This window comes from Xylanibacter ruminicola (assembly GCF_900107775.1).
Taxonomy (GTDB): Bacteria; Bacteroidota; Bacteroidia; order Bacteroidales; family Bacteroidaceae; genus Prevotella; species Prevotella ruminicola_C.
The window spans coordinates 129267-151351 of the sequence record NZ_FNRF01000004.1 but is presented as its reverse complement, the minus strand read 5'-3'; the positions used below and the strand labels follow the sequence as shown (position 1 = coordinate 151351).

General features: G+C 43.3%; 16 protein-coding genes. 14 read left to right on the top strand and 2 right to left on the bottom strand.

Annotated features, from left to right (window positions below; all coding sequences use genetic code 11):
- Positions 1–112: 112 nt before the first annotated feature.
- Entirely contained in the window at positions 113–1510 is a 1398-nt protein-coding gene (locus tag BLU97_RS10945; protein WP_074761611.1) for a hypothetical protein, read from the bottom strand.
- 210 nt (positions 1511–1720) lie between these two features.
- On the opposite strand from BLU97_RS10945, the gene BLU97_RS10940 reads away from it, so the two are divergent.
- Positions 1721–2593 carry an RNA polymerase sigma factor RpoD/SigA gene (locus BLU97_RS10940; protein WP_074761610.1) on the top strand — a complete coding sequence of 291 codons (873 nt, stop codon included), beginning with the start codon at positions 1721–1723 and terminating at the stop codon, positions 2591–2593.
- Positions 2594–2870: 277 nt separating this feature from the next.
- Here BLU97_RS10940 and BLU97_RS10930 read toward each other — a convergent pair whose 3' ends face one another.
- The gene (locus BLU97_RS10930) at positions 2871–3581 is read right to left on the bottom strand and encodes a nucleoside 2-deoxyribosyltransferase domain-containing protein (protein WP_074761608.1); all 711 of its coding nucleotides are present in this window, start codon (positions 3579–3581) and stop codon (positions 2871–2873) included.
- 113 nt (positions 3582–3694) lie between these two features.
- Between BLU97_RS10930 and BLU97_RS10925 the strand changes: the two genes are divergently transcribed.
- The 13 genes from BLU97_RS10925 (at position 3695) to BLU97_RS10865 (ending at position 22051) form a co-directional block, all read left to right on the top strand.
- Entirely contained in the window at positions 3695–4300 is a 606-nt protein-coding gene (locus BLU97_RS10925) for a hypothetical protein (protein ID WP_074761607.1), read from the top strand.
- Between the two features lie 12 nt (positions 4301–4312).
- Positions 4313–4891 (top strand): NADAR family protein, encoded by a 579-nt coding sequence (locus BLU97_RS10920; protein WP_074761606.1) that lies wholly within the window; start codon positions 4313–4315, stop codon positions 4889–4891.
- A 78-nt stretch (positions 4892–4969) separates the two neighbouring features.
- Complete coding sequence (locus BLU97_RS16245) at positions 4970–7327, top strand: ADP-ribosylglycohydrolase family protein (protein WP_254771711.1); 2358 nt, start codon at positions 4970–4972, stop codon at positions 7325–7327.
- 79 nt (positions 7328–7406) lie between these two features.
- On the top strand, positions 7407–8315 hold the full coding sequence (locus BLU97_RS10910) for a carbohydrate kinase family protein (RefSeq protein WP_074761605.1): 909 nt from the start codon (positions 7407–7409) through the stop codon (positions 8313–8315).
- Positions 8316–8417: 102 nt separating this feature from the next.
- Complete coding sequence (locus BLU97_RS10905; RefSeq protein ID WP_074761604.1) at positions 8418–11069, top strand: PD-(D/E)XK nuclease family protein; 2652 nt, start codon at positions 8418–8420, stop codon at positions 11067–11069.
- On the top strand, positions 11066–14338 hold the full coding sequence (locus tag BLU97_RS10900; RefSeq protein WP_074761603.1) for a UvrD-helicase domain-containing protein: 3273 nt from the start codon (positions 11066–11068) through the stop codon (positions 14336–14338). Before BLU97_RS10905 ends, BLU97_RS10900 begins: the two co-directional genes overlap by 4 nt.
- Positions 14339–14357: 19 nt before the next feature.
- Positions 14358–14765: a hypothetical protein gene (locus BLU97_RS10895; protein ID WP_074761602.1), complete on the top strand. Its 408-nt coding sequence runs from the start codon at positions 14358–14360 to the stop codon at positions 14763–14765.
- Between the two features lie 159 nt (positions 14766–14924).
- Positions 14925–15551 (top strand): HAD family hydrolase, encoded by a 627-nt coding sequence (locus BLU97_RS10890; RefSeq protein WP_074761601.1) that lies wholly within the window; start codon positions 14925–14927, stop codon positions 15549–15551.
- A gap of 94 nt (positions 15552–15645) precedes the next feature.
- Positions 15646–17319, top strand: coding sequence for an ATP-binding protein (locus tag BLU97_RS10885; RefSeq protein WP_074761600.1), 1674 nt, complete (start codon positions 15646–15648; stop codon positions 17317–17319).
- 12 nt (positions 17320–17331) lie between these two features.
- A complete protein-coding gene (locus tag BLU97_RS10880; RefSeq protein ID WP_074761599.1) occupies positions 17332–18249 on the top strand; it encodes a leucine-rich repeat protein in 918 nt (305 codons plus the stop codon).
- A gap of 7 nt (positions 18250–18256) precedes the next feature.
- Positions 18257–18661, top strand: coding sequence for a hypothetical protein (locus tag BLU97_RS10875; protein ID WP_139209009.1), 405 nt, complete (start codon positions 18257–18259; stop codon positions 18659–18661).
- Between the two features lie 8 nt (positions 18662–18669).
- Positions 18670–19203: a leucine-rich repeat protein gene (locus BLU97_RS10870; RefSeq protein WP_074761597.1), complete on the top strand. Its 534-nt coding sequence runs from the start codon at positions 18670–18672 to the stop codon at positions 19201–19203.
- A gap of 94 nt (positions 19204–19297) precedes the next feature.
- Positions 19298–22051 (top strand): leucine-rich repeat domain-containing protein, encoded by a 2754-nt coding sequence (locus BLU97_RS10865; RefSeq protein WP_074761596.1) that lies wholly within the window; start codon positions 19298–19300, stop codon positions 22049–22051.
- The last annotated feature ends 34 nt before the right edge of the window (positions 22052–22085 follow it).

Below are 22085 nucleotides of genomic sequence, written 5' to 3'. Positions count from 1 at the left end.
TCCCTTTAGTTAATATCCTTGGTGAATCCTCAGATTTCTGGGGGCAAAAGTACGGGATTTTGCCCATATGAGCTTTTTAGATATAGGTATAACGACCGAAATATGTTACTTTTTAGAAAATGTGCTTTGCTTTTCCATATAACTTGAAGTTGCCATCATCTTCGCGTTGATCAGCACCATAAACCATATTCTTATGGATCTCAAATAGCGCTTTTTTAAGTTCTTTATTATCAAACAGTCTGTAGAACGAAGGCATTTCTTTAAACAAATCGTCAAAAGAATAATCATCCAACATATTATCATTTATTATTATTCTGTCTTCAGGAAGTCTTATTTTGCGAACTTCAAGCGTTTTTGCCTTTGGGCCAATCCGAAGGATCTCGTTTTCAAAATTGCAATAGTATGCTTCTTGTGGTTTTAGTCTTTTGTCCTTTTCTATTACTTCTTTTGCATGAGAACGATACATATAAATGTTATGATTATCAGAAGAACATTTTTCAACCCAATCACATCCGCCAGAGCGGTATACTTTATTAAACACCTTCTCCAAAATTCGTTTTGACCTTTTGTCTTTGAAATAACTTGTAGGCAAACCTCCATTGTATTTTTGGCATAGAAGAGTTAGCAAATAGAGCATCTTGTCACCTCTATGTCCAAAAACAAAATCAAATGATTCTCCATTATCTCGCCTAAAGGTAATCTCATAGTCACCATCTTTGTCTTTTTCTGAAAGAATGTCTTTCTTGGCATATGAAATACAGATGGTAAAATCTGGTTTATACAATCTGGGAACATTTGTCTTTGCAGAAGGTATAGATATGGAACTTGAATCTATGTCATCATAATTATAACTCAAAAAGTCTTTGAGAATTTGAATTGATTCTACCTCATTAGAATAACTCAAAGACTCTTTAACCAATGCTCCCAACTGGAGTTGCTTTTCCTCTGGCAGATTATTAATGAAATCAGTCAAAAAGATTTCTGCTGATGTCATCACTGCTGAACAGACAATGCTTGTATAGCGTTGGGACATGGCTATTAGTTTGGTAACATTACCATCATAAGCATTCAATACCAAATCGGCAAAATCATCATTCCCATATTGGAAGAAACGTCGAACGGTATTCACAAAACTCTTGCTCTTTTCTTTGTCCAACACATCTACGAATGTATCGAGTTTATGAGCAAACTTTTCCCTACTTGACAAATCGTCAGAAGTCAGGATTTCTGTTGCATATCTATATTCGCCAGACTTACGTGGCATAACTCTTGCCACTATATCTGCATGAGTTATCGAAAAATACAACAAAGGGTCTATGTCATTGCCAAGACTGGTCTGAAATTGTTTTTCCACATCAAATGGGATAAATACAATATCATAATCCCTCCACATTTTTCTTTTTTTAATCCAATCATTACCTGATTTGAGTTTTTCATTCTCAAATATGAAAATCTGATAGGGGTTGAGATTCAATGCCAGTTCCTTCTGAATACACTCGATAATTGTCATAGGTCTTTATATTAATATGTATGCAAAGGTATGAAAAAGGTTTAAAACCTCCAAATGATTATTTAGTTATAACATTGATTTAACATCTTTGGCTTGTTAATCTTATGCAACGACATAAAGATTATGGGTATTTCGTTATAGGTATATCTGGAAGGCTACTATCGTCTAATTTCCCTACCTTTGCACCTGAAATATCAAATGAGATCAAATATGAGACAATTCAAAATTAACAAAAGCATTACCCCTCGTTCTGAGGAGTCTCTCGACAAGTATCTTACTGAGATTAGTAGAATACCTATGATATCTACTGACGAGGAAGTGGCACTTGCCCAAGCCATTCATGGTGGAGGTAAAAAAGGTGCTGATGCCAAAGACAAGCTTGTTAAAGCCAATCTGCGTTTTGTGGTATCTGTTGCAAAGCAGTATCAGAATCAGGGTGTTCCATTTATTGATCTGGTTAGTGAAGGAAACATCGGACTAATCACTGCTGCAGAGAAGTTTGATGAGACACGTGGATTCAAGTTTATCTCTTATGCCATTTGGTGGATTCGCCAAAGCATCCTTCAGTCAATAGCTGATTATAGTAATATAGTTCGTAGGCCTCAAAGCCAAATAGCCATCAGTAACAAAATCAAGAATGCTACGAATATATTCCTTCAGAAGTATCAACGTAATCCTTCTGCAGAGGAACTGTGTGATATTATTTCCATAGAAATAGAGAAGATTGAGAAAGCCATACAGACTGAAGCTCACGTATCCAGTATTGATGCTCCTATCACAGAAGGAGAGGGATCTACCATGGCTGATATGTTGTCTTCATCAGCAGAGTATGCTACCGACCGAAAAGTTAACTATGATTCGATGTGTAGCGACCTTATGCAGGTGCTTTGCTCTGTACTTAACGATAGAGAAATGACTATTGTTATTCAGAGCTTTGGCATAGGTTGCCAGGAAAGAACTCTTGATGACATCGGTTACGACATGGGGCTTTCTCGTGAACGTGTCCGTCAGATTCGTGAACGTGGTATCGACAAGATGCGTAAAAGTAGTAAGTCAAGTGTGCTTCTTAGACACTTATGTTGATATCATATGAAGAATGTATTGAAATTCATACGAGACTTCCTATTAGGATTCTTACTGACCTGGTATGCACTTGATATGTGGAAGCTATTCCATGGTGACCTGCGGCCTCTATGGCGAAAGGGGATAAATGTAGAATGGCTCGTTAATACCAAATTATGTAAGATGCCTAAAACAGCCGATGAGGTACATGGAGATAAATGCACATACATCGGTTTCAGAGTTACCTATACTTATACTGAGCCTATATTGATAAAGCCGAAGGATTAATCCATTCGGCTTATTGCTGTATAATGGTTCCGTTCAGAAAAAGCCTCCATTCTTCGGCTCCGAAATCTCCGTTTATATATACTGTATCGCCTGGAGAAACGGTCTGGTTCCAGTGCTCCATCAGCGTTTCGTTGCGACTTGTACTCGGTTTTATCGTCCTGCTCAGTTTGTCCATCGGCTCAAATGCTGGACCATCCATATGGTGTACCTTCTCTTCTGCCTTACGCGGACGTTCCATCCACTCCTTTAGTTCCTTCATACAGTCTTCCAGCGAAGTATGGATATTCTCCACTCCGTAATACTTCGCCATACGCCTCAGATGGTGAATACCAGCCATATCTTCACCTTTCTCATTCTTAAACTCTGGGTCAATGCCGATGATTACCTTATGCCCGCGTGCCAGATTCTCGGCCATTTCCAATCTCGTGGTGATGGCATAGTAGCGCCATGGTTTCATAGGACGAGCCTGAGGCGGAATCCAGAACAGGATGACGTCGCACATACGGAGTCCGAAGGTTTCCCAATTCACCTGATAAGTACCTGTAACAAACCTTTCGGTCTTGCGCGGGTTCAGAAATGTTACACCGTTAATGCCTACGTTAGCTGCCGCTTTTGGAGCCTGAACTTGCCAGGAGGGGGCACCGTTCATTGGACCGGCAAGAAAAACTGTCCACTGAGTTTTCTCAGCAACTGGAGTAGGGGATTTAATAACTTCTATCATACTGATAATTATTGGTTTTACGCTGCAAAAATACTAAAAAAAGCGAAAATGAGACTTTAATATATAGGTATAATTGATATAATGTGTATATTTGCATAACAATATTAGAACATATGGAAACATTCTACCATGGCACATCAGTGCTTTTCAAGCAGTTCGACATTGCCCACGCCCTTGAAGGCGACGGCAAAGCAAAGTTCGGTTTTGGAACATATGTCACCGAATCGTACACCTCGGCAGCTCACTATGCCTATAACAAGAAGCGTCCAGAAAACAAGAGCTATTACGTGTATACTCTTGAGATTCCCGATATGACGGAGGAGAACCACCTCTTTTCAGTCTGCCCTGTCCATCTTTCCATTATCGAGCGTACAGAAAAGGCGCTTGGCGAACATGTACCCGACGAAGCGCGTCAGGTGGGTAAACTCTTCCGCAAGTATGTAGGCAACAAACTCATTGGCAAGACTGGCACAATCAAGCAACTCACAAACAAGGCCGATCTCGATGCTGAGAAAGCAGCAGCCAAGTTCTTCAGTGAAATTGGGTTAGAGTATTTCGCATGGCCTCAGGCCCAGTCAAAGCCTGATGGTCTTACTAACCGTGTTGTTCTAAACATCGACAAGATTCGTATTGTCCGTATCGACAAGGTGGAACTCGATCCCAAGCACTTCCAGCTTGTCCCTGGTTCCGAGAAAGAAATCCCATTTGATAGTTTCTAAATCGTAACGAATATGAGTTTCTACAGCATAGCCCCATTTATCAGGGAGTTCTACCCAGAGTACTATTCCATCGAAACCTATCCCAAGGACAAGTGCGTAACCATTCGCAAGGTAGAAGAGCCTTGGGGTATTCTTGGCAATTTTGGTCGTACACCTATTATATATAAGGATGTCACGTTCAAGAATTCTGAGCAATTGTTCCAGCTGATGAAGTTCAAGGATGCGGAACCTGTGAAGGCAATCTATCAGGCAGGCAATCCCAAATACACTACCAAACATTGGGAAAAGACTCATCGCCGTGCCGACTGGGGACAGATGATAGTAGATGCTATGAAATTCTGTCTGACACAGAAATACGAACAAAGCGAGGAGTTTCGTAAGGAACTGGAACGATCCATAGGCAAGTTCATCGTCGAAGACCAAGACAGTTTTAGCAAAAAGTCACCCGACACATGGGGTGTCAAGACTCAAGGCGATAGTTATGTAGGCCCTAACCTTTTAGGTCGCCTGCTCATGGAACTACGCGACAATGGCAAATTGGAATACAGATTGCCAGATGATGCTTTTGCTTTCATCTCGTATCTGCGTTAATTCCTTATACGTATATCCAAACGGCTACTGTGCTTTTATTTTGCGACCTTTGCACCGCGAAAATAAAATCACAGTAGCATGACAACAAAACAGACAAACCAACAGAAACCGAAAGCTCGGGGCGGAAAGAAGCTCATGAGCGAGTTGCTGACAGAAACCCGCATGTACATCGAACAGGCGGAACAAACCGACGTAGAACCACTGCGCCAGTTCTTGCTCAACAATCCTGAGCGTCCTCTCATTGCGATGGGACATGGCGGTTCTCATTCTTCGGCTGCATATGCTGCACTCCTTTACGGAACCAACTGTGGACTGGGTAGGGCAATAACACCGTACCAGGCCAACTCACTTTCTGACGAGACTCTGAAGAACTCGAAACTTCTCCTTATTAGCAAATCACTGAAGAATCAGGATGTCGTGTACGTCTCACAACGCATGACCGCTGTCAATCCCGAACATAGCTGCGTCGTAACGATGAATCCCACGGAGGATGACAACGCGAACATCCGTCGGGTGAAGAAATCCTGTCCCAACGGAGTCACCAACCATTACTTCGACATCCCTGATGGATTCATCAGCGTCAACGGAACCTTCGCGTACTTTGCGTTATTATACAAGGCCTTCACAGGCGATGCTGATTTCTCGCGCCGACTTGCGATGTCGGTTGACTCTGCCGAAAATTACGTTTACCGCTGCGTGGATGGCACCACCACTCCGCCAGACCTTAGAACCATTACCCAATTCACTGTTCTGTTCGGTTCTTACGGAGAGCCCGTAGCACACAAGTTGGAGAGCAACATGACTGAAGCAGGACTGGCCTCATGCGTTATCTCCGACTACCGTGACGAATGCCATGGACGTTTCCTCGCACTCTCCAATTTCATCAGCAGCCCCAAGCACTCCCAGACCGACTGTGCCCTCGTTCTGTTGGTCACTCCGCGTGAAGAGTCACTATGTCGCAACCTGCTTGATCGTCTGCCAGGCCATCTCCCCGTTGTAATCATCCGTACTGACATCGATACGCCTCTGGGAAGCATCGACCTGCTCTACAAGATGAGCATATTCACCAGCGATTTTGGCGAAAAATACCGCCACTCCAATCCCAACGATCCCGAAAACCTCGGTGGCTTCAGCAAGGGTGCGTTCCGCGACCTCGTCCGTTTTCAGGATGATTTCTCCCTCTACGGTGCTCTCGCACTCAACGCACCCCACGTTTCATATACTGACCGACTCCAAATCAAATCAGAACACACCAGCATCAACCTGCTCGGGTTGCATTTCTCCGACATCGAAGTTCCATACCTTATGGCCGCCTTCGATGATAGCCGCGATGCACTGAAAACACAGCAGACTATCCTTAATCCCGAAAAGGGCTATCTCAACAATCCAGAGCGCATACGTCGCGACTTCCTCGAGGATCGTTTCCACGTAAAATGCCGTAGAGCACTGGAGTTCGAGAAACCTGGTTACCAGTGGTGCGATGAGTGGAAAAAATACCTTTTGGGGCAACCTGCCGATGCAGACATCCTCAACGATGCATACATCAACTGGCTGGGCTATACCCTCCGTTTTTGTCCTCAACCCGATGGTTTGCTGAACGTTTCTGCTGTCAGTCCATCCACACCAATATCTCTCCCCAATCATGGACTTATCGGTGGTATCGTAGGTGAGGTGCTCGGCTCAAAATACGAACTCGAGAAAGACAAACAGAAGGTCAAGAATCTTGCCGGCCAGGATCACATCAAGCCCCTTGTCAGCATGACATATACCGATGATACCGTGCTTACCCTTGCTACCGCCAAGTGGCTCATGGACGATCCTGAACACCAGAAACAGAAGCTCATCGACCTCTACAAACGCTTCGCACGTAGATACGTATCTTACTCGTTCGGAAAAAACTTTCGTGCCTGGGTCCGCTCTGACAGCCGCGAACCGTACGGGGCTGGCAGCAACGGCAGTGCCATGCGTGTTGCTCCTGTAGCCTGGTACGCCCATTCGCTCGACGAGTGTCTGGCACTCGCCAAAATTACTGCCGAAGTAACTCATAACTCTCCCGAGGGCATCCGTGGTGCCCAGGCCGTTGCAGCTGCCATCTATCTCAACCGCACAGGCTCGTCAAAAACTGACATTCGTTCATACATCGAGCAGACATTCGGCTACAACCTCCATCGCTCTACCGATGAGATACGTCCAAACTATACCTTCGAGACTGCCTGTGACAAGAGTGTGCCAGAATCCATCATCTGTTTCCTTGAAGCCAAATCGTTCGAAGACGCCGTGATCCGTGCCATCTCCCTGGGGGGCGATACCGACACGATGGCCTGTATCGCTGGCAACATCGCTGCCGCCACCATGCCCGTGCCGCCATCTCTTGCCACGTTTGCTTACGAGAAACTCCCGCTCGAACTGCGGGAGATTCTCTGCTTAGAGAAATAACCGTTATACCTATATCTAAACCCCTTATATGGGCAAAATACCATACCTTTGCCGACGAATTTAAATTTTTAATGGTGATATGAATAAGATGAATGAGAAATTTGGGCTGACATGCCTCGGTGCGGGTACTTTCCCGCTTGACAATCTTCAGGAGAAGAATGGTAAGGACGTGAATGTCATCTACCAGCATGTGGGTGGTACTGCTGGCAATGTTATGACCATCCTCGCTTGGTACGGCTGGCATACTTTGCCTGCTGCTCGTCTCGATGATTCTGAGGTGGGCTTCCAGCTGAAGGCTGATATGGAGGCTTATGGCTGTGACACACGCCTCGTTAGCAATGCACCTGATGGTGGTACCACAATCCTCGACATCATCCATAAGACTGGTCGTGACGGTAAACCCAAGACTGCCTATATGGCTCATTCTCCTCGTGGTGGACGCTTTGTGAATCACCGTTTCTGGACGTTGAAACAGGCACAGGAACTCTTTGATTCGCTGAAAGAGATGCCCGACGTGTTCTTCTTTGACCGCTGTGCTCCTGGCAACATCCTGCTGGCTCAGCTATTCCATGAACGCGGAGTGCTGGTGTATTACGAGCCGAACGAGCCCGTAGACCGCAACTTCCTTCGTGCCGTTGCAGCCAGCGATATTGTGAAATTCTCAAACGAACGTCATCCAGACGTCTCTTTCTCAGATGCTTATGATGACAAGCTGTTCATCCAGACACTGAATCAGGAGGGGCTACGCTATCGCCTGAGGGATGCTGAATGGAAGAAACTCGATCCCGTTTGGAATCCTGATGCCATCGACGGCGAAGGCGCTGGTGACTGGACTTCTTCCACCTTCATCCATGCACTCGGCCAGAAAGGCCTACCTCATGTTTCTGACTTATGTGTTTCTGTACTTGAGGACTGCCTGATGTATGCTCAGCGAGTCGCTTCTGAGAGTGTTTCGTATATCGGCGCTAAGGGACTAATTCATCATTAGTCCCTTCCTATACCTAATATAATATGTAATATTTTTAAATTTTGTGTTGTGGTTTGAATTTAAATTTGTATTTTTGCCCGAAATAACTAAAAATGTGAGAAGATGAGAATAGTGTATAGTCCTTATTATAGTGGGAGTTACTACGTTGACCTAAAGAAACGCAAGGAAAGTCTGCTTGGACTTAAGGTTTGTGGCTCAAGAGAACTCCTGTCAGAATTGGAACTGAGGGCAGGAATCGTATCACAGGAGCTTTCAGAGCCTGAGCAGCTAATTGCCTTTCATGAGGTGTTGAGTGAGAATGTCACTGGCACCATCTTTGAGCAATCGTTTAGGAGTGACGAAGTGGGTGTTTCCCGTCAACTGATGGCATGGAGCAACAGTCTGTTGATGGAAGGATGGACTCCAGAATCTGCCGTTGAAACTGACAAACTGAGAGACCTTGCGAAAATAGTTAAGGGAGTTAAGGTTAAACCAATTTCTACACGCTGGCATGAATTGACCAGTCACCTTAAGAGTCATCGTATTCTCATGGAGGATGACTATATTGAAGTCCACGATAAAGAGCATATCCCTGCTGTAATCAGGAGAGCCCTTGATGAACTGGCCAAACAAACCACCGTAAGCTATACTGTCTCTCAAGGTAACATACCTGATGATTTTAAAGTCTATCAGTTTAAAACACGAACTGAAGCCTATCAATGGTATCTCTCCAAGCCTGAAGTATTACAGAACACTGATGTCACTATCAGTAGCGACAACTGTATACTCAATGACATGGCAATAGCCATGGGACAGCCGGTTGTCAATTCTACAGCGACGAACAGTAATCCTCAGCTCCTTCAATTGTTCAAATTGGGTATGTCTCTTTTTGCCCGTCCATTGAACGTCTATAACCTCTTGTCCTATCTACAGATACCTGGCAATCCGTTAGGCGGTGTTTCATATCAGCTTGCACGGGTCCTGGCTAATGAGGGTGGTATCAATGAAGAGTGGCAGAAGGTCATTGACGAATATGATTTCACGGATGATGAAGGTAAGGATAAACGCTCTGATAAACTTGCTTTCATCGAGATGATCAACAAAGACTATGATGCCGAAAAGATTCTGGTAGATGATGTTAAAGGGTATGCTGGCAAACTGGCGCATTGGTGCGACCAGTCGTTGCGCAGTGATAAGGTGGATGATGAGCGCAAAGAACAACTCGTTGTATTAGCTTCTTTTTGCAGGTCGCTTCATGAGATTCTGCCTGCAGATGGTTACATTACTTCAGAAGTCTTAAAGGCTCACATTGATGGTATTTACCGGCCTCAGTCTTTCACTCATATGAAGGCTCGACAGTATTCTCCCGACACCATCACTTCCATTGCCCAGTTGGCTGATGATGCAGAGAAAGTATGCTGGCTGGGGTGTGTAGGAGCAACTTTACCCGCCTACCCATTCGATTTCCTCAATACAACAGAACTTGACATGTTACATGCCCAGGATATTATGATTCCCAGCAAACCAGCATTCTATACACGGTATCATCAACTGGAAATGGATGCGTTGAAACATGTCAGCCAGCTCATTCTCGTAACATGGGATTTCGACAATAACGCGCGTCAGGAGGAACATTCGTTGATTACCGAACTGAAACACACCCATAAAGATGATTGGGAAAATTGCGTTACAAAAGATGCAGTTCCCAACCTCATTGAAAAGTCTGATAATATTCATAAGTTGGAAATGCAGACTTACTACAATCTCTCTTCGGATTTGGCGAATCTAAAGCGCGACAAAGAGAGTTACTCCAGCATCGATACGCTCATCCAACATCCGTTTGACTACACCATGACTCACCTGCTCAAACTCAATGAGCCACAGGTAGGGCAGTTGCCAGACCTTGACACAACAGAAGGTTTGGTAGCGCACCTCTTTGTTCAAAAACTGTTCGAATTATATGGTGAGAAGATGGCTGAAGAATATCAGAAGCTGGCCTCGGATGCCATCCAAAAACTGGTGTATGAGGTTATCCAGCAGAAAGGTGCTGTACTATTGCTGCCAGAATATAAGTTGGAACGTCAACAGTTTGAGAGCATTCTGAAAGAGAGTGTTACTGTTCTCACTAACATCATACAAAATCTCCACTTGAAGCCCGTTGGAAGCGAAGTCGAATTTAATGTCAACCTTGAATCCATTGGAGCCTTCAATGGTAGCATCGATATGGTTTTGAAGAATGATAATGACGATTTGGTCATCTTCGACTTCAAATGGTCGGAGGCCAAACACTACAAGACAGACTTGGAAGAGCGAAAAGCCATGCAGTTGGAACTTTATGCCGAGGCTGCTCAGAAACACTATGGTTCAAAGATTGTTGGTGTGGCCTATTATCTCTTCCCGCTTAAGACTCTATTTACCACCTATTTCCCAGAGTCCAGCCATATTCGCCATATAAAGGTAAAGACAGAAGTTGAGAATAGGAATATACTTAAAGAAGTGCAGAATGCCTATAAATTTCGTCGCAACGAATTGAATCGTGGACATATCGAAGATGGTGAGGTAACGGAAATAGCCAATTTGGAGTATACTACGGATACCGCAGATACCCCACGCTATCCACTCAATGAGGCTTATAAGCTTGATGGCCTCAAAAGTTGTCCTTACGTCAAGAAAGACAAACCAGCTTTCTCAAAGAAGACTTCGTTTGAAAAGTCCAAAAGCAATCCTAAGGAAATTAAGACTACGCACCCCATCTTAAAAGGCAGACTTGTATGAAGAATATCCAATATATCAATGCCGGAGCAGGCTCTGGCAAGACCACAAAACTCACTCAGATTCTTTCTGAGCAGTTGAGCAATACCGATAATCGGATCAAACCTTCAGAGGTTATCCTCACCACGTTTACTGAACTGGCAGCTTCTGAGTTCAGAGAGAAATCGCGCCACCAACTCTTCAAGGATGGCCATCCTGACATAGCAGCAGAACTGGATTCTGCTACCATTGGCACAGTACACGCTGTGGCATTGAACTTCATCCAGCGCTATTGGTATCTTATTGGTGTTTCACCTGATATGAAGGTCATGTCGGAAGACGATCTACAAGTATATATCAGTGAGTCGTTGGGGCACTATGTTACCAGCGAACATATTCAGTTCTTTAATTCCTATCGAGCCTACTTCGACATCAAGGATGCTCAATCGAAGGCTGATTATGACTTCTGGAAAGAACATTTGCTTACCATCATCGAAAAGGCGAACAACTACGCAGTTGATATTGAACGCAGCAAAACGGATAGTTGTGCTGTTGTAGAGCGTATCTTCAGTAGTAAGACTTTACTCAATAATGAATTACTAAATGCTTTTGTTGTTTTGTTCCTCTCTGAGTCTGAATCATACAGTGACTCTGTAAAAAAGAGTATTCGAACATTATTAGATGGACTTAAAGCAAAGAAATGTACGTATGCTATAATTTCCTCGCTTTATAAGGAACTGACATCAGAAGATAAATACATAGGGAAAACTAACAGGAATAATCTAAAGCAGAGTTTTTGCCAATATGATGCTCTTGTCGACAACCTCAAGGATGTCCAAATGTCATCTGGTGGCGACAACACTCCTGGCGGTATGATGAAGCAGATGATTACCATCCTCTTCGACATAGCCAAGGAGTGGAAGGATGACTTTAATGCCTTCAAGGCTCAGCGTCATATCATCGACTATAACGATATGGAACGCTTGTTCCTCAAATTACTCAGTATACCACAGGTAGTTAACGAGATCAAAGGCACCTACAAACTGATGATGGTTGACGAGTTCCAGGATTCCAGCCCTGTACAGTTGGAGATATTTAAGCTTCTCTCCGACCTGATGCAGAAGAGCTATTGGGTAGGCGACCCCAAACAGAGTATTTATGGTTTCCGTGGTGCCGATGTTGAGTTGGTTAATGAACTTACTCAGCAGTTCCTCGATAAGAAGGGAGATCCCCAACTCAATCTTACACATGACAATCTGCCCAACTCATGGCGCACAAGAGAGCCTTTGGTAAAACTTACTAACGACAGCTTTACCAGGGCCTTTGAAGGAGTTATAAGCAAAGAGAATGTTGAACTCGATGCAGCTCGCAAGGAGGTTCCAGAGTTTTCTAGTTCTTTATATCATTGGAACTGCTATGTTCCCTCTAAAGGAGCGCAATACTCTTTCCACGACAAGGTGGCTGATCGCATCGCATTGTTGATGACCAACCGCCCTACAGTTTTAGATAAGGATACCCAAAAAGTTCGCCCCTTGCAGTATGGCAACATGGCTATCCTTTGTCGAAGGCACAGTGAATGCAAGAACTTTGCCGAGGCGCTCATCAAGAAGGGAATACCGGTATCCTATGTAAACAATGATATTCTTCAGCAGATAGAGGTACAACTGGTCTTCACACTCCTCAAGTTTATGGTAAACTCCTCTAACAAGCATGTTAGGGCTGATCTACTGCACCTTCTGGAGGATAAACCCACACAAGTGATTCTTCAGAGTCGTCTTGACTATATAATGAGTCTTAAAGCCAATGACGAGGATACCGCAAAAGATCTTTGGCTCGACGATGGTAATCCGTTGATACAGAAGCTTAGAGCCTTCGAGCAGACCGTACGTAATCTCTCTGTCAGCGATCTCCTTGAAAGCATTATCTATGGCCTTTGCCTTCCTCAGGTAGTGGCAAAATGGGGTGATGCTGATAATCGTCGTCAGAACCTTCAAAGCCTTTGTTCGCTGGCAAAGAAATATGATGAGCATTGTCTTCAGATGGGCATCGGAGCCTCTGTAGGTGGATTGCTCACCTACCTGTCCTATGCCGAGATTGATACTAAAATTGACAATGCAGCCAATGCAGTTAAGGTACTTACCTATCATGGTTCAAAGGGGTTGGAATGGTACTATGTCATTCTCTCGTCGTTGGAAGATGACTCTCTTGAAGAAAAGGAGTTCATGAGAAAGGATTTCTGGGGCGTTCGTGAACTGCGTCACCCTGAGCCCAACGAACAGTATGCCTATGTCGTACAGTTCCTGCCACGAATCAACAGCACTCCAAAGACTAACCTGCCACAACCCATAATCGACAAGTGCAAGGAGTTGTCTACTTTCAAACCGTTATTGGATAAAGAACGTAACGAGCTGCGCCATCTGCTCTATGTAGGAGTAACCAGAGCACGCGACTATCTCACTACCCTCAGTAAGCAGACTTCAAAGGATAAACTGCCAATTCTCTCATGGATTAAAAATACAGGCATCTCTGATGGTGTCCTTACTGGTAATGCCGCCAATCTCTGGCAATATGAAGCCTTGAAGCCTGTCTACGAAGATATCACAAACTGTCAGGAGGCGACTATTCCTGAGGCAACAGAATATAAGCATTATCAGTATCCAGACAACCCAATACTCTGTCAGGAACCTAAGTATCTCTCACCCAGTAAACTGCCTGAGATAGCATTTGCACAGGAGAATATCCAGATACTGGCCGACCTGGATTGCCGCATTGATCCTTTCAAACCGGATGGGGTAAACGAGGCTGCTGCAGGCACCTGCATACATAACATCTTCGCTGTCTATGATCCAGCTCTTTCTCATGAGGAGAATGTGCAAAAGGCTACTCGCATTCGCAATGGCAATATGATGTATGAGGTCATCCCTGATATTGAGAAGGTTGTCATCTCCATTGAACAACTTTATGCTTGGTTGGAGAATACTTATGGCGCACCTTATGCTATTAAACATGAGGTTCCCTTCACGCAACCACTTCCTGGACAAATAGTTCGTGGTGAGATAGACCTCCTATGGTATCTCAATGCCCAGGAGTGCATACTTGTCGACTTCAAGAACTACCCAGGCAAAAAGGCTATCATTACCACACCAGGTGAGTCTAATAGGCATTATGCTGGCAAGTATGCTTCCCAGCTTAAGGCTTACCACGATGTGCTCGTCAGTGCCGGAGTAACTGTAAGAGACACTCTCATCTACTATTCTGTTATGGGCTGTGTCGTTAAATTAAAAATGAATTGAGAATTAATATTTGGTAGATATGAATAAAAAGACAGACATTAAAACAATCCAAGAAAACTTCCACTCATATTGGGACGACCGAGATACAGGCGAATGTTTCTTGGGTATAGCTTTTCTTCTTCATGACGAAGAATACACTGGTAAAGAGTTAAGTTTTGACACAAGTAATCCTGATAAGTTGCCTACAATATCGCTTAATAACGAATATTGGCAAGTTGAAAGATTGAAAATTACAGGTGAGCATGAACTTGAATTGAATCTTATCGGCAATGGTATTACTAAAAAGGTGTGTATTTCTGATGAAGAGATTGAAAAGTTAGAAGCTTATAAACTACTGTGTGCGGTCTTCGATAATACTGAACATGAGAAATCAGAAGGTGAAGACTATGAAGATGTAGAGGATTTCTACGGATGGGAACTATCGTAGCTAAACAGGCATTTTGTAGTTAAACAGACGATTATTAATAATTTCAGAAGGGAGGTAGTTGTACTTCCCTTCAATTGTGTTTGCTTATACGTATATCGAAAAGCCAAGCTTGGAAAAGATTGTATAATTTTGCCGTCGCAAACCACAAATTAGTGATATATGACAAAGCAAAAAACAATCAATCGCAACTTCAAAACGGTGCTTTTCGACTTCGACGGCACCTTGTTCAACACTGCTGAAGCTGACCAATACGTGGGTAGGCAGAAAAAACTGCGCAGGTTCTCTCCTGAATGGGTACAAGCACGTAAAGAATATCTGGAGCATATCAAACAGTGTCCTCTGTACGACGGTTGGCTGCAGGTGTTTGAATACATTAAAGCCAACAACATCCAGGCTGCCATCGTTTCTGGCAACAATCGTGAAGTACTGAATGTGGCTGTTCGTCATTATGGTCTACAGGATATTTTTCCAAAAGACAAAATCAATCGTATTGGCTGTAAAGATGCCACAGGTCGCAGAATCAGAAAACATGGTGGTAACCCGCTTCTTTTTGAATATGCACTGAAGCAACTCGAAGAAACACCAACAAACGTCCTCGCTTTTGGTAATGAAATGTGCGATGCACAGGCTGCTGGCAATGCAGGCATCAAAGCCTATCATTGTCTTTGGGGGGCCAAAGCCGAGGATATTAACCAAATGATAGTAGACCCTGACCATCAGTGTGTCACTTCCCCCAGCCAAATAATTGACATCTTGCGCTCTGAGATTATATCTCAGAGTCAGTAGTTGTGATAATATTTTAAGTATTTATAGGTATAACAGACCCCTTAGATTAAGTATAAATGGATACCTTTACAGCAGAATTTTAAAATGATTGAGTATGAATAAAGAAAAAGAAACATGGACAGTCATCAGTGCTCTGAACAGAGTCCTGGATCTTGCCCAGGACTGCAAGTTGTCGGACGAATTTTGGAAAACCTGCAAGGCCCCTCTGGCATACCTGCGCCAGAAACTTGGACTTACCAACATGCAGATTGTTCTGTTGGCTATTATGGCCGAACTTGGTGATGCTGTATCTTGGAAGCGTCTCGGTAACTATCTCGGTTGCTCTCGACTTACAATAATGCTCTATTCTGAGGAGATAGAGGATCTACTCGCTAAGCGATGGTGCGTTCGAAAGGCTGTTCATGAAATTGGTGGTAGCTACGAAGGATTCGGACTGGCCCATGGAGTTGTCACGGCTCTTCGCCATAACAAGCCATTCGTTCCAGAGAAAATTGATGGTCTCAACGAGCAGCAGTTTGTGGATAAGCTGGAGAGTCATGTTGATAAGAACATGAACGACCGCAATGCCGTTTTTAATGATGACGAGGAATGGATGCTACAACTTGTCAAGGCTAACTCACATCTTCCTTTATGCCATGAGATATTGAAGTTCGATGATATTCACATTCAGTCGCTTCTACTTTTGATAGTAGTTGATTATGCCCAGTGGGAAGGTTCAGAAGGCGAGGGCCTCACATTTCAGACCATCGATGGCCTTTATCCTGAAGAATATGAATGTGGCCTAATGCGCCAAAGATTGAGAGATGGTATACATCCCCTGATTCAATGCGGATATATTGAGCATAAGTGCAATGAAGGTCAGGCCGATACAGAGCAGTATATGCTTACTCGCAAGGCTAAGACTGAATTACTGTCTGCCTATACTCCAAGCCATTCTAAGTGTAGAAGAATGAGAACCGATGACCGATTCTTGAAAAGTCATGAAGCGATCAGGGAGAAATCATTGTTCTTCAATACATCAGAGCGAGAACAGATAGAGCGACTCACCAGTCTGCTTAGCATAGAGAACCTGCCTTCTATCCAGCAGCGACTCGAAGAGCAGGGTATGCGTAAGGGTTTTGCCTGCCTGTTCTATGGTGCTCCTGGTACAGGCAAGACCGAAACTGTCCTCCAGATAGCTCGTCAGACGGGGCGTGACCTTATGCAGGTTGACATCGCCGGACTGCGCGACAAGTGGGTAGGGGAGAGTGAGAAGAATATCAAGGAGGTGTTTGCGCGCTATCGCAGGCTGTGTCAGAACAGCGAGGTGATGCCCATTCTGTTCTTCAACGAGGCTGATGCTATCATCAACAAGCGTACAGAGAACGTGGAGCACTCTGTCGATAAGATGGACAATGCCATGCAGAACATTATCTTGCAGGAGATAGAAGACCTCGACGGCATCCTCATTGCCACCACCAACCTGACGAGTAATCTCGACAAGGCTTTTGAGCGTCGTTTCCTCTACAAGGTGGAGTTTCATAAGCCCGATACGGACGTGAAAACCAAGATTTGGTGCTCTATGCTGAAGGATATCAGTGTTGATGATGCCCGTCAGCTGGCCTCTCACTTCGACTTCTCTGGTGGCCAAATTGAGAATATCGCCCGCAAGCGTACAGTTGACTACATCCTCTCTGGCAAGTATGCCTCGTTCGACGAGATAGAAGGCTACTGTCGTTCAGAAGTTCTCGCCAGTAAGAACGGTCGTCGCATAGGTTTTACATCATAAACAGTATACAGTATGAAGAAAATTATTAGTACCAAAGGACTCTTGGACGGGAGGCATGATGCCCCCTGGACTACAGAAGCAATTCACGATAGAGTGGACTTTAAGCTCGTTGTGTGTTACCGTCAAGACTATGGTGGGGATATTCAGGTGTGTCCTCAACTCTCTTATGAGTTGCTTAACGGTGAGGTTACTCTCATCGAACTCTCCTATACCATTGACAACCCTACTCCTGAACGATTGAAGTTGTTCCGCGAGGAGTGCGAAAATTTCTATGAACTCTATGGCTTTGTAGTGGATACAACGAATAGTACTCCACGAGTGTGTTTCCGTGCTACCGATCTGTACGATATGGCTTCGCTCATACATGCCCTTGATTACCAGTCTGTCAATCTGGAGTCCATCATGTGTCCAGTCGATGCAAGTCTGACAGAGAAGGATGCTATCTATTCCCCTTCGGGATCATATATCTTGCAAATACCCGATGTGGAGCATTATGCTATCAAGGAGGGAACATTCTGCATCTCACCAATGGCTGCCCGCCATTGCTCAAACTTGCAGAAGCTGGACATCCCTATGTATATGATGTTCGACGAAAACACATTGAAGGAATATCCAAAGGGCTTAATGATTAAAAAGTGGGACACTCATTACGATGGGACTCCTGATGAAGATGATTACGATGTGGAGGAGGAACCTTACATCGTTGATAATATGGGTGTTGCATATTCTGAAGATGGTAAGGTACTGAAGTTTTGCCGTTACACCTTTGACGCAGACCATTATGAAGTGCCTGATGGGGTAGAGGAGATTGAGGAATTCGCATTCCTGTCTTGCCGTAACTACCTTGAACTTTCCATTCCTCGTTCAGTCCGTAAAATTGGTGATACTATCTTTGGAAAAGGTGGAATAATTGTTGTAAGAGATAAATAATATGAGAATGACGAAACTACTTTTTACCCTATTCGCCTTGATATTGGTATCATGTGAATGCCCTTATCAGGATGAATTGAACCGTGCTCAGCAGCGTAAAACCAATATCGCTGGCGATGTGTTCTATGCTGATGTGTTACTTGGTACCTGGCAGTGCTATTACCCTATGGTTATTGGTGGTGTGGAGTTTAAGCAGATTCTGTTTATGTCTGATGGCAGAGCCGATATCACTATGGACAAGCCCAATGACACCGAGTGGTACACAGAGACCTACAACTATGCCTACTATGGCAATACTCTGCGATTCTCCAGAAGCGGGAGCAATATCTCCTTGACTATCGAGGGGTATTTGTTCCCTGAATTATATCTGAGAGATTCCTTTGGACATTATACATTAGCTAAGCGTAAATAAGTGCGGAGATGATGAGAATTATGTTTCTGCTGTTCACTCTGATTATGAGTACAGCAATCAAAGCCCAAGAGATTGAGAAGGTTGACAAGTTTACGTCAGGTTACATCAACGGCACCTACATGAACAAGTACAAAACCATCGATGGCGTGCTCTATGCTGTCGGCTATGAGGGAACCAAGGACTGGATCCTGGTACGCTATCCAGCAGGTAGTCGGAGCACTACCTATACTGTTCACGCAAACTGCCGTCGAATAGCCCGTGGAGCCTTCGAAGGAGCCGCCTATCTCCAAGAAATATTCCTTCCAGAAACAGTAAGTTTTATTGGTGAGGATGCCTTCGCAGGTTGTACCTCCCTCCAAGGCATCTACTATGGAGAGAGCACAACGTCTGCTGTTAGGACTGTTGAAAGGGATTACTCTGATGGTGATGTCAATGAAGTAGCTCGTTACAACCTATCTGGTCGTCCCTGTCGCCCCAACGAAAAAGGAGTTCAAATCATAGTTTACTCTGATTTTACCACCAGAACCATCATTTCTGATTAATAAATGTTATAGAAATAGCATTATATGCACATTTGTTTATATCTTTGTATCTAAATTTTAAACTTAGAATATAATAATTACTTTAAAAGGCCCTATGGATACAAAACTAAAGATAAACGGGTTGAACCAAGTATATGGTGTCGTCGACAATGAGGTGACTGAAATTGTCATCCCTGACGGCGTAGTTTCAATCAAACCTAATTCTTTCAAGGGATGCAAGAGGCTTAAGGCAGTTAAGATACCTGAATCAGTAGAAACTATAGGGGCAAGTGCCTTTATGGATTGTTCGTCACTGAAGGAAATCGTTTTACCACAAAACCTTACTTCGATTGATGCCAATGTCTTCACAGGATGTACATCCCTTCGAAGAGTAACTATACAAGAGTATGTTACTTCAATTGCTTTGACGGGATTCATTGACTGCAAACAGTTGGAGGAGTTTATTATCTCGCCAGCCAATAGTAAGTATTGCTCTGTTGATGGCATCATCTATAACAGTAGGAAAAGTATCCTTTACATGGTGCCTGCAAAGGTTAAGATTTCTGATCTTGTCATAGATAAGAAGGTGAAAAAGATTGAGAAAGGTGCTTTCAGGGGATGCCAGACAATTCAAAGTATAGTCATACCAAGTAGCATTACTAAATTTAATGATTATACATTCGAAGATTGCAAAAATCTTAGGAAGATCAACATTCCAGAAGGTACTACAGAAATACCATTCTTTTTCCTTTCTGGTTGTAGTTCTCTTGAGGAAATAACACTTCCAGAGAGTCTCTCGTTTATTCTCATGAAAGCTTTTGATGGCTGTTCGGCATTACGCAGAATCTCGTTACCTCGAAATGTATCTGTAATAGTTGGTGGTTTCGATGGATGTGATTCATTGGAAAGAATAGAAGTGGATCCCAATAACAAAGACTACGTTTCTGTTAACGGAGTGTTGTATAGTAAGGATATGTGTAAAATTATATGCTATCCCTCCGCACATCCCGATGAAACGTTCACCATTCCTTCCACAATTACCAGTTTAGGTAATGGGGTATTCACTAATTGTAAGAATCTCAAAGAGCTGTATATTCCAAATTATGCTGATTTAGCAGAGAATATAATCTCGAAGTGTCCATCTCTGACTGCCATCCATATTCACATACAAGATATTAAGGGAGCACCTGTTGACAAAAATGCATTTCATGGGGTGTATACATCACTCTGTACCCTATATGTACCAAAAGGGTGTGCTGATGATTATAGGAAACATCCAGCTTTTGCTATATTCCCCAATATTCAAGAAGAGAAGCAAGAAGAAACTGGAATCTCCCCAATAGATATGGTCGAGCTTAGTCCTGATGGTAAGACTCTCATACAAGTAAAAGATGTTTATAAGCAATATTTAATCTGTCTTGATATTCCAGAGGGAGTTTGCATTATAGGCAAACATGCATTTGAGGATTGTTGTTCTCTTGAACACATTTCGTTTCCAGAGACAATAGAAACTATAGAGATTGGGGCGTTTAGGAAATGTCGTAGCCTAAAAGAACTGTCCCTTCCAAGTAGTCTTCGTGAGATACAGAATTTTGCATTTGCAGAGTGTAGTTCAGTAACCAGTAAGATTTTACCAGAGGGAGTCAGAAGGCTTGGGTTTGGAATTTTTGAAAAAGTGTCGATTCCAGAGATATTCATACCATCAAGCGTGAAGAAGATTGACCCAAATGCCTTTAGGGGCTGTGACCAGTTGTCGATGATAATAGTAGACCCTGCAAATCCTTATTATGCTTCTTTTGAAGGGGCGCTGTATAATAAGGACATGACAGAGCTCATTAGCGTCCCAAGTAGCTCAAACATCAAAGACTTCAGAATTCCTGATAGTGTTTTATCGGTATCTAAAGATGCTTTCCACAAATGTATTGGCATCGAGAGTATAAGGCTAAATGATGCTATGGAATCTTTCCCTGTTAATATTTTTAGTAATGACCTGGTTAATTTGGATAGTATCATTGTTGGTGAGAAATTCAAGTTGTATCAGGTGAAGGATGGAGTTCTCTATGATAAGGATGGTACGGAACTGATAAAAATGCCTCGTAAAGCCCAAATACAGGAATATGTGATTCCTGATGGCGTTAAAAGGATTTCTGATTACGCATTCAAGGGATGTGGAAGGCTTCAGTCGATTACCATCCCAGAGAGTGTTACTGAAATAGGTCAAAACATCTTCGATGGATGCAAGGGACTTGCCACCATGAAACTTCTTTGTAATCTTATCGACCTCAATTGGAACACCTTTGATGATATAGATAAGAAGAAATGTAAAGTTTATGTTCCTGAGCAGTTGTTCATATTTGGATTTAAAGGAACTGCCATTGAAAAGTTCGATGTTTATTCTCTTAAAGAGTTGGAATCTGGTGCTGATGCTGATTCAGAATTGATAGCGGAGGTAAGTGTTGATGAGAAGGGGTATGCCTTGAAACTCGGGAAGAAAACAAAAATCACGGGCGACTTCCATCTTGAAGATATTGAGACCATGTCCTCCCGCATATATGACTATTTAGATGTGTCAGAAGCTACTTTTGGCTCAGAGATGGAAGAATGGTCTCAGTTTTTGGGAATGAGCCATTCTGGGCCGGTTTATGGAAATAGTGGTACACGTGAGGTTGACATTCTACTGAGATTTATCTCCAGTATCAAAGTGGCCACACTGGTACTCCCTGATGATGTTCAGCGTCGTCATATTAATGCTGCTAAAAATAACCAGTATATTAAACAATTAATTGTTCGTGACTCTTGCAAGTTGTTCTCCTACGTTGATGGCAAATTGATGAACAAGAAGAAAACCCTGATTGCTTTTGAGCGTTAATTCATTTGTTTTACGATTGTAAAGTAACATAAAT

Bases quoted from the DNA above. Each gene is read 5' to 3' on its own strand.
- BLU97_RS10945 (WP_074761611.1), bottom strand. From the start codon at position 1,510: ATGACAATTATCGAGTGTATTCAGAAGGAACTGGCATTGAATCTCAAC.
- BLU97_RS10940 (WP_074761610.1), top strand. From the start codon at position 1,721: ATGAGACAATTCAAAATTAACAAAAGCATTACCCCTCGTTCTGAGGAG.
- BLU97_RS10930 (WP_074761608.1), bottom strand. From the start codon at position 3,581: ATGATAGAAGTTATTAAATCCCCTACTCCAGTTGCTGAGAAAACTCAG.
- BLU97_RS10925 (WP_074761607.1), top strand. From the start codon at position 3,695: ATGGAAACATTCTACCATGGCACATCAGTGCTTTTCAAGCAGTTCGAC.
- BLU97_RS10920 (WP_074761606.1), top strand. From the start codon at position 4,313: ATGAGTTTCTACAGCATAGCCCCATTTATCAGGGAGTTCTACCCAGAG.
- BLU97_RS16245 (WP_254771711.1), top strand. From the start codon at position 4,970: ATGACAACAAAACAGACAAACCAACAGAAACCGAAAGCTCGGGGCGGA.
- BLU97_RS10910 (WP_074761605.1), top strand. From the start codon at position 7,407: ATGAATAAGATGAATGAGAAATTTGGGCTGACATGCCTCGGTGCGGGT.
- BLU97_RS10905 (WP_074761604.1), top strand. From the start codon at position 8,418: ATGAGAATAGTGTATAGTCCTTATTATAGTGGGAGTTACTACGTTGAC.
- BLU97_RS10900 (WP_074761603.1), top strand. From the start codon at position 11,066: ATGAAGAATATCCAATATATCAATGCCGGAGCAGGCTCTGGCAAGACC.
- BLU97_RS10895 (WP_074761602.1), top strand. From the start codon at position 14,358: ATGAATAAAAAGACAGACATTAAAACAATCCAAGAAAACTTCCACTCA.
- BLU97_RS10890 (WP_074761601.1), top strand. From the start codon at position 14,925: ATGACAAAGCAAAAAACAATCAATCGCAACTTCAAAACGGTGCTTTTC.
- BLU97_RS10885 (WP_074761600.1), top strand. From the start codon at position 15,646: ATGAATAAAGAAAAAGAAACATGGACAGTCATCAGTGCTCTGAACAGA.
- BLU97_RS10880 (WP_074761599.1), top strand. From the start codon at position 17,332: ATGAAGAAAATTATTAGTACCAAAGGACTCTTGGACGGGAGGCATGAT.
- BLU97_RS10875 (WP_139209009.1), top strand. From the start codon at position 18,257: ATGACGAAACTACTTTTTACCCTATTCGCCTTGATATTGGTATCATGT.
- BLU97_RS10870 (WP_074761597.1), top strand. From the start codon at position 18,670: ATGATGAGAATTATGTTTCTGCTGTTCACTCTGATTATGAGTACAGCA.
- BLU97_RS10865 (WP_074761596.1), top strand. From the start codon at position 19,298: ATGGATACAAAACTAAAGATAAACGGGTTGAACCAAGTATATGGTGTC.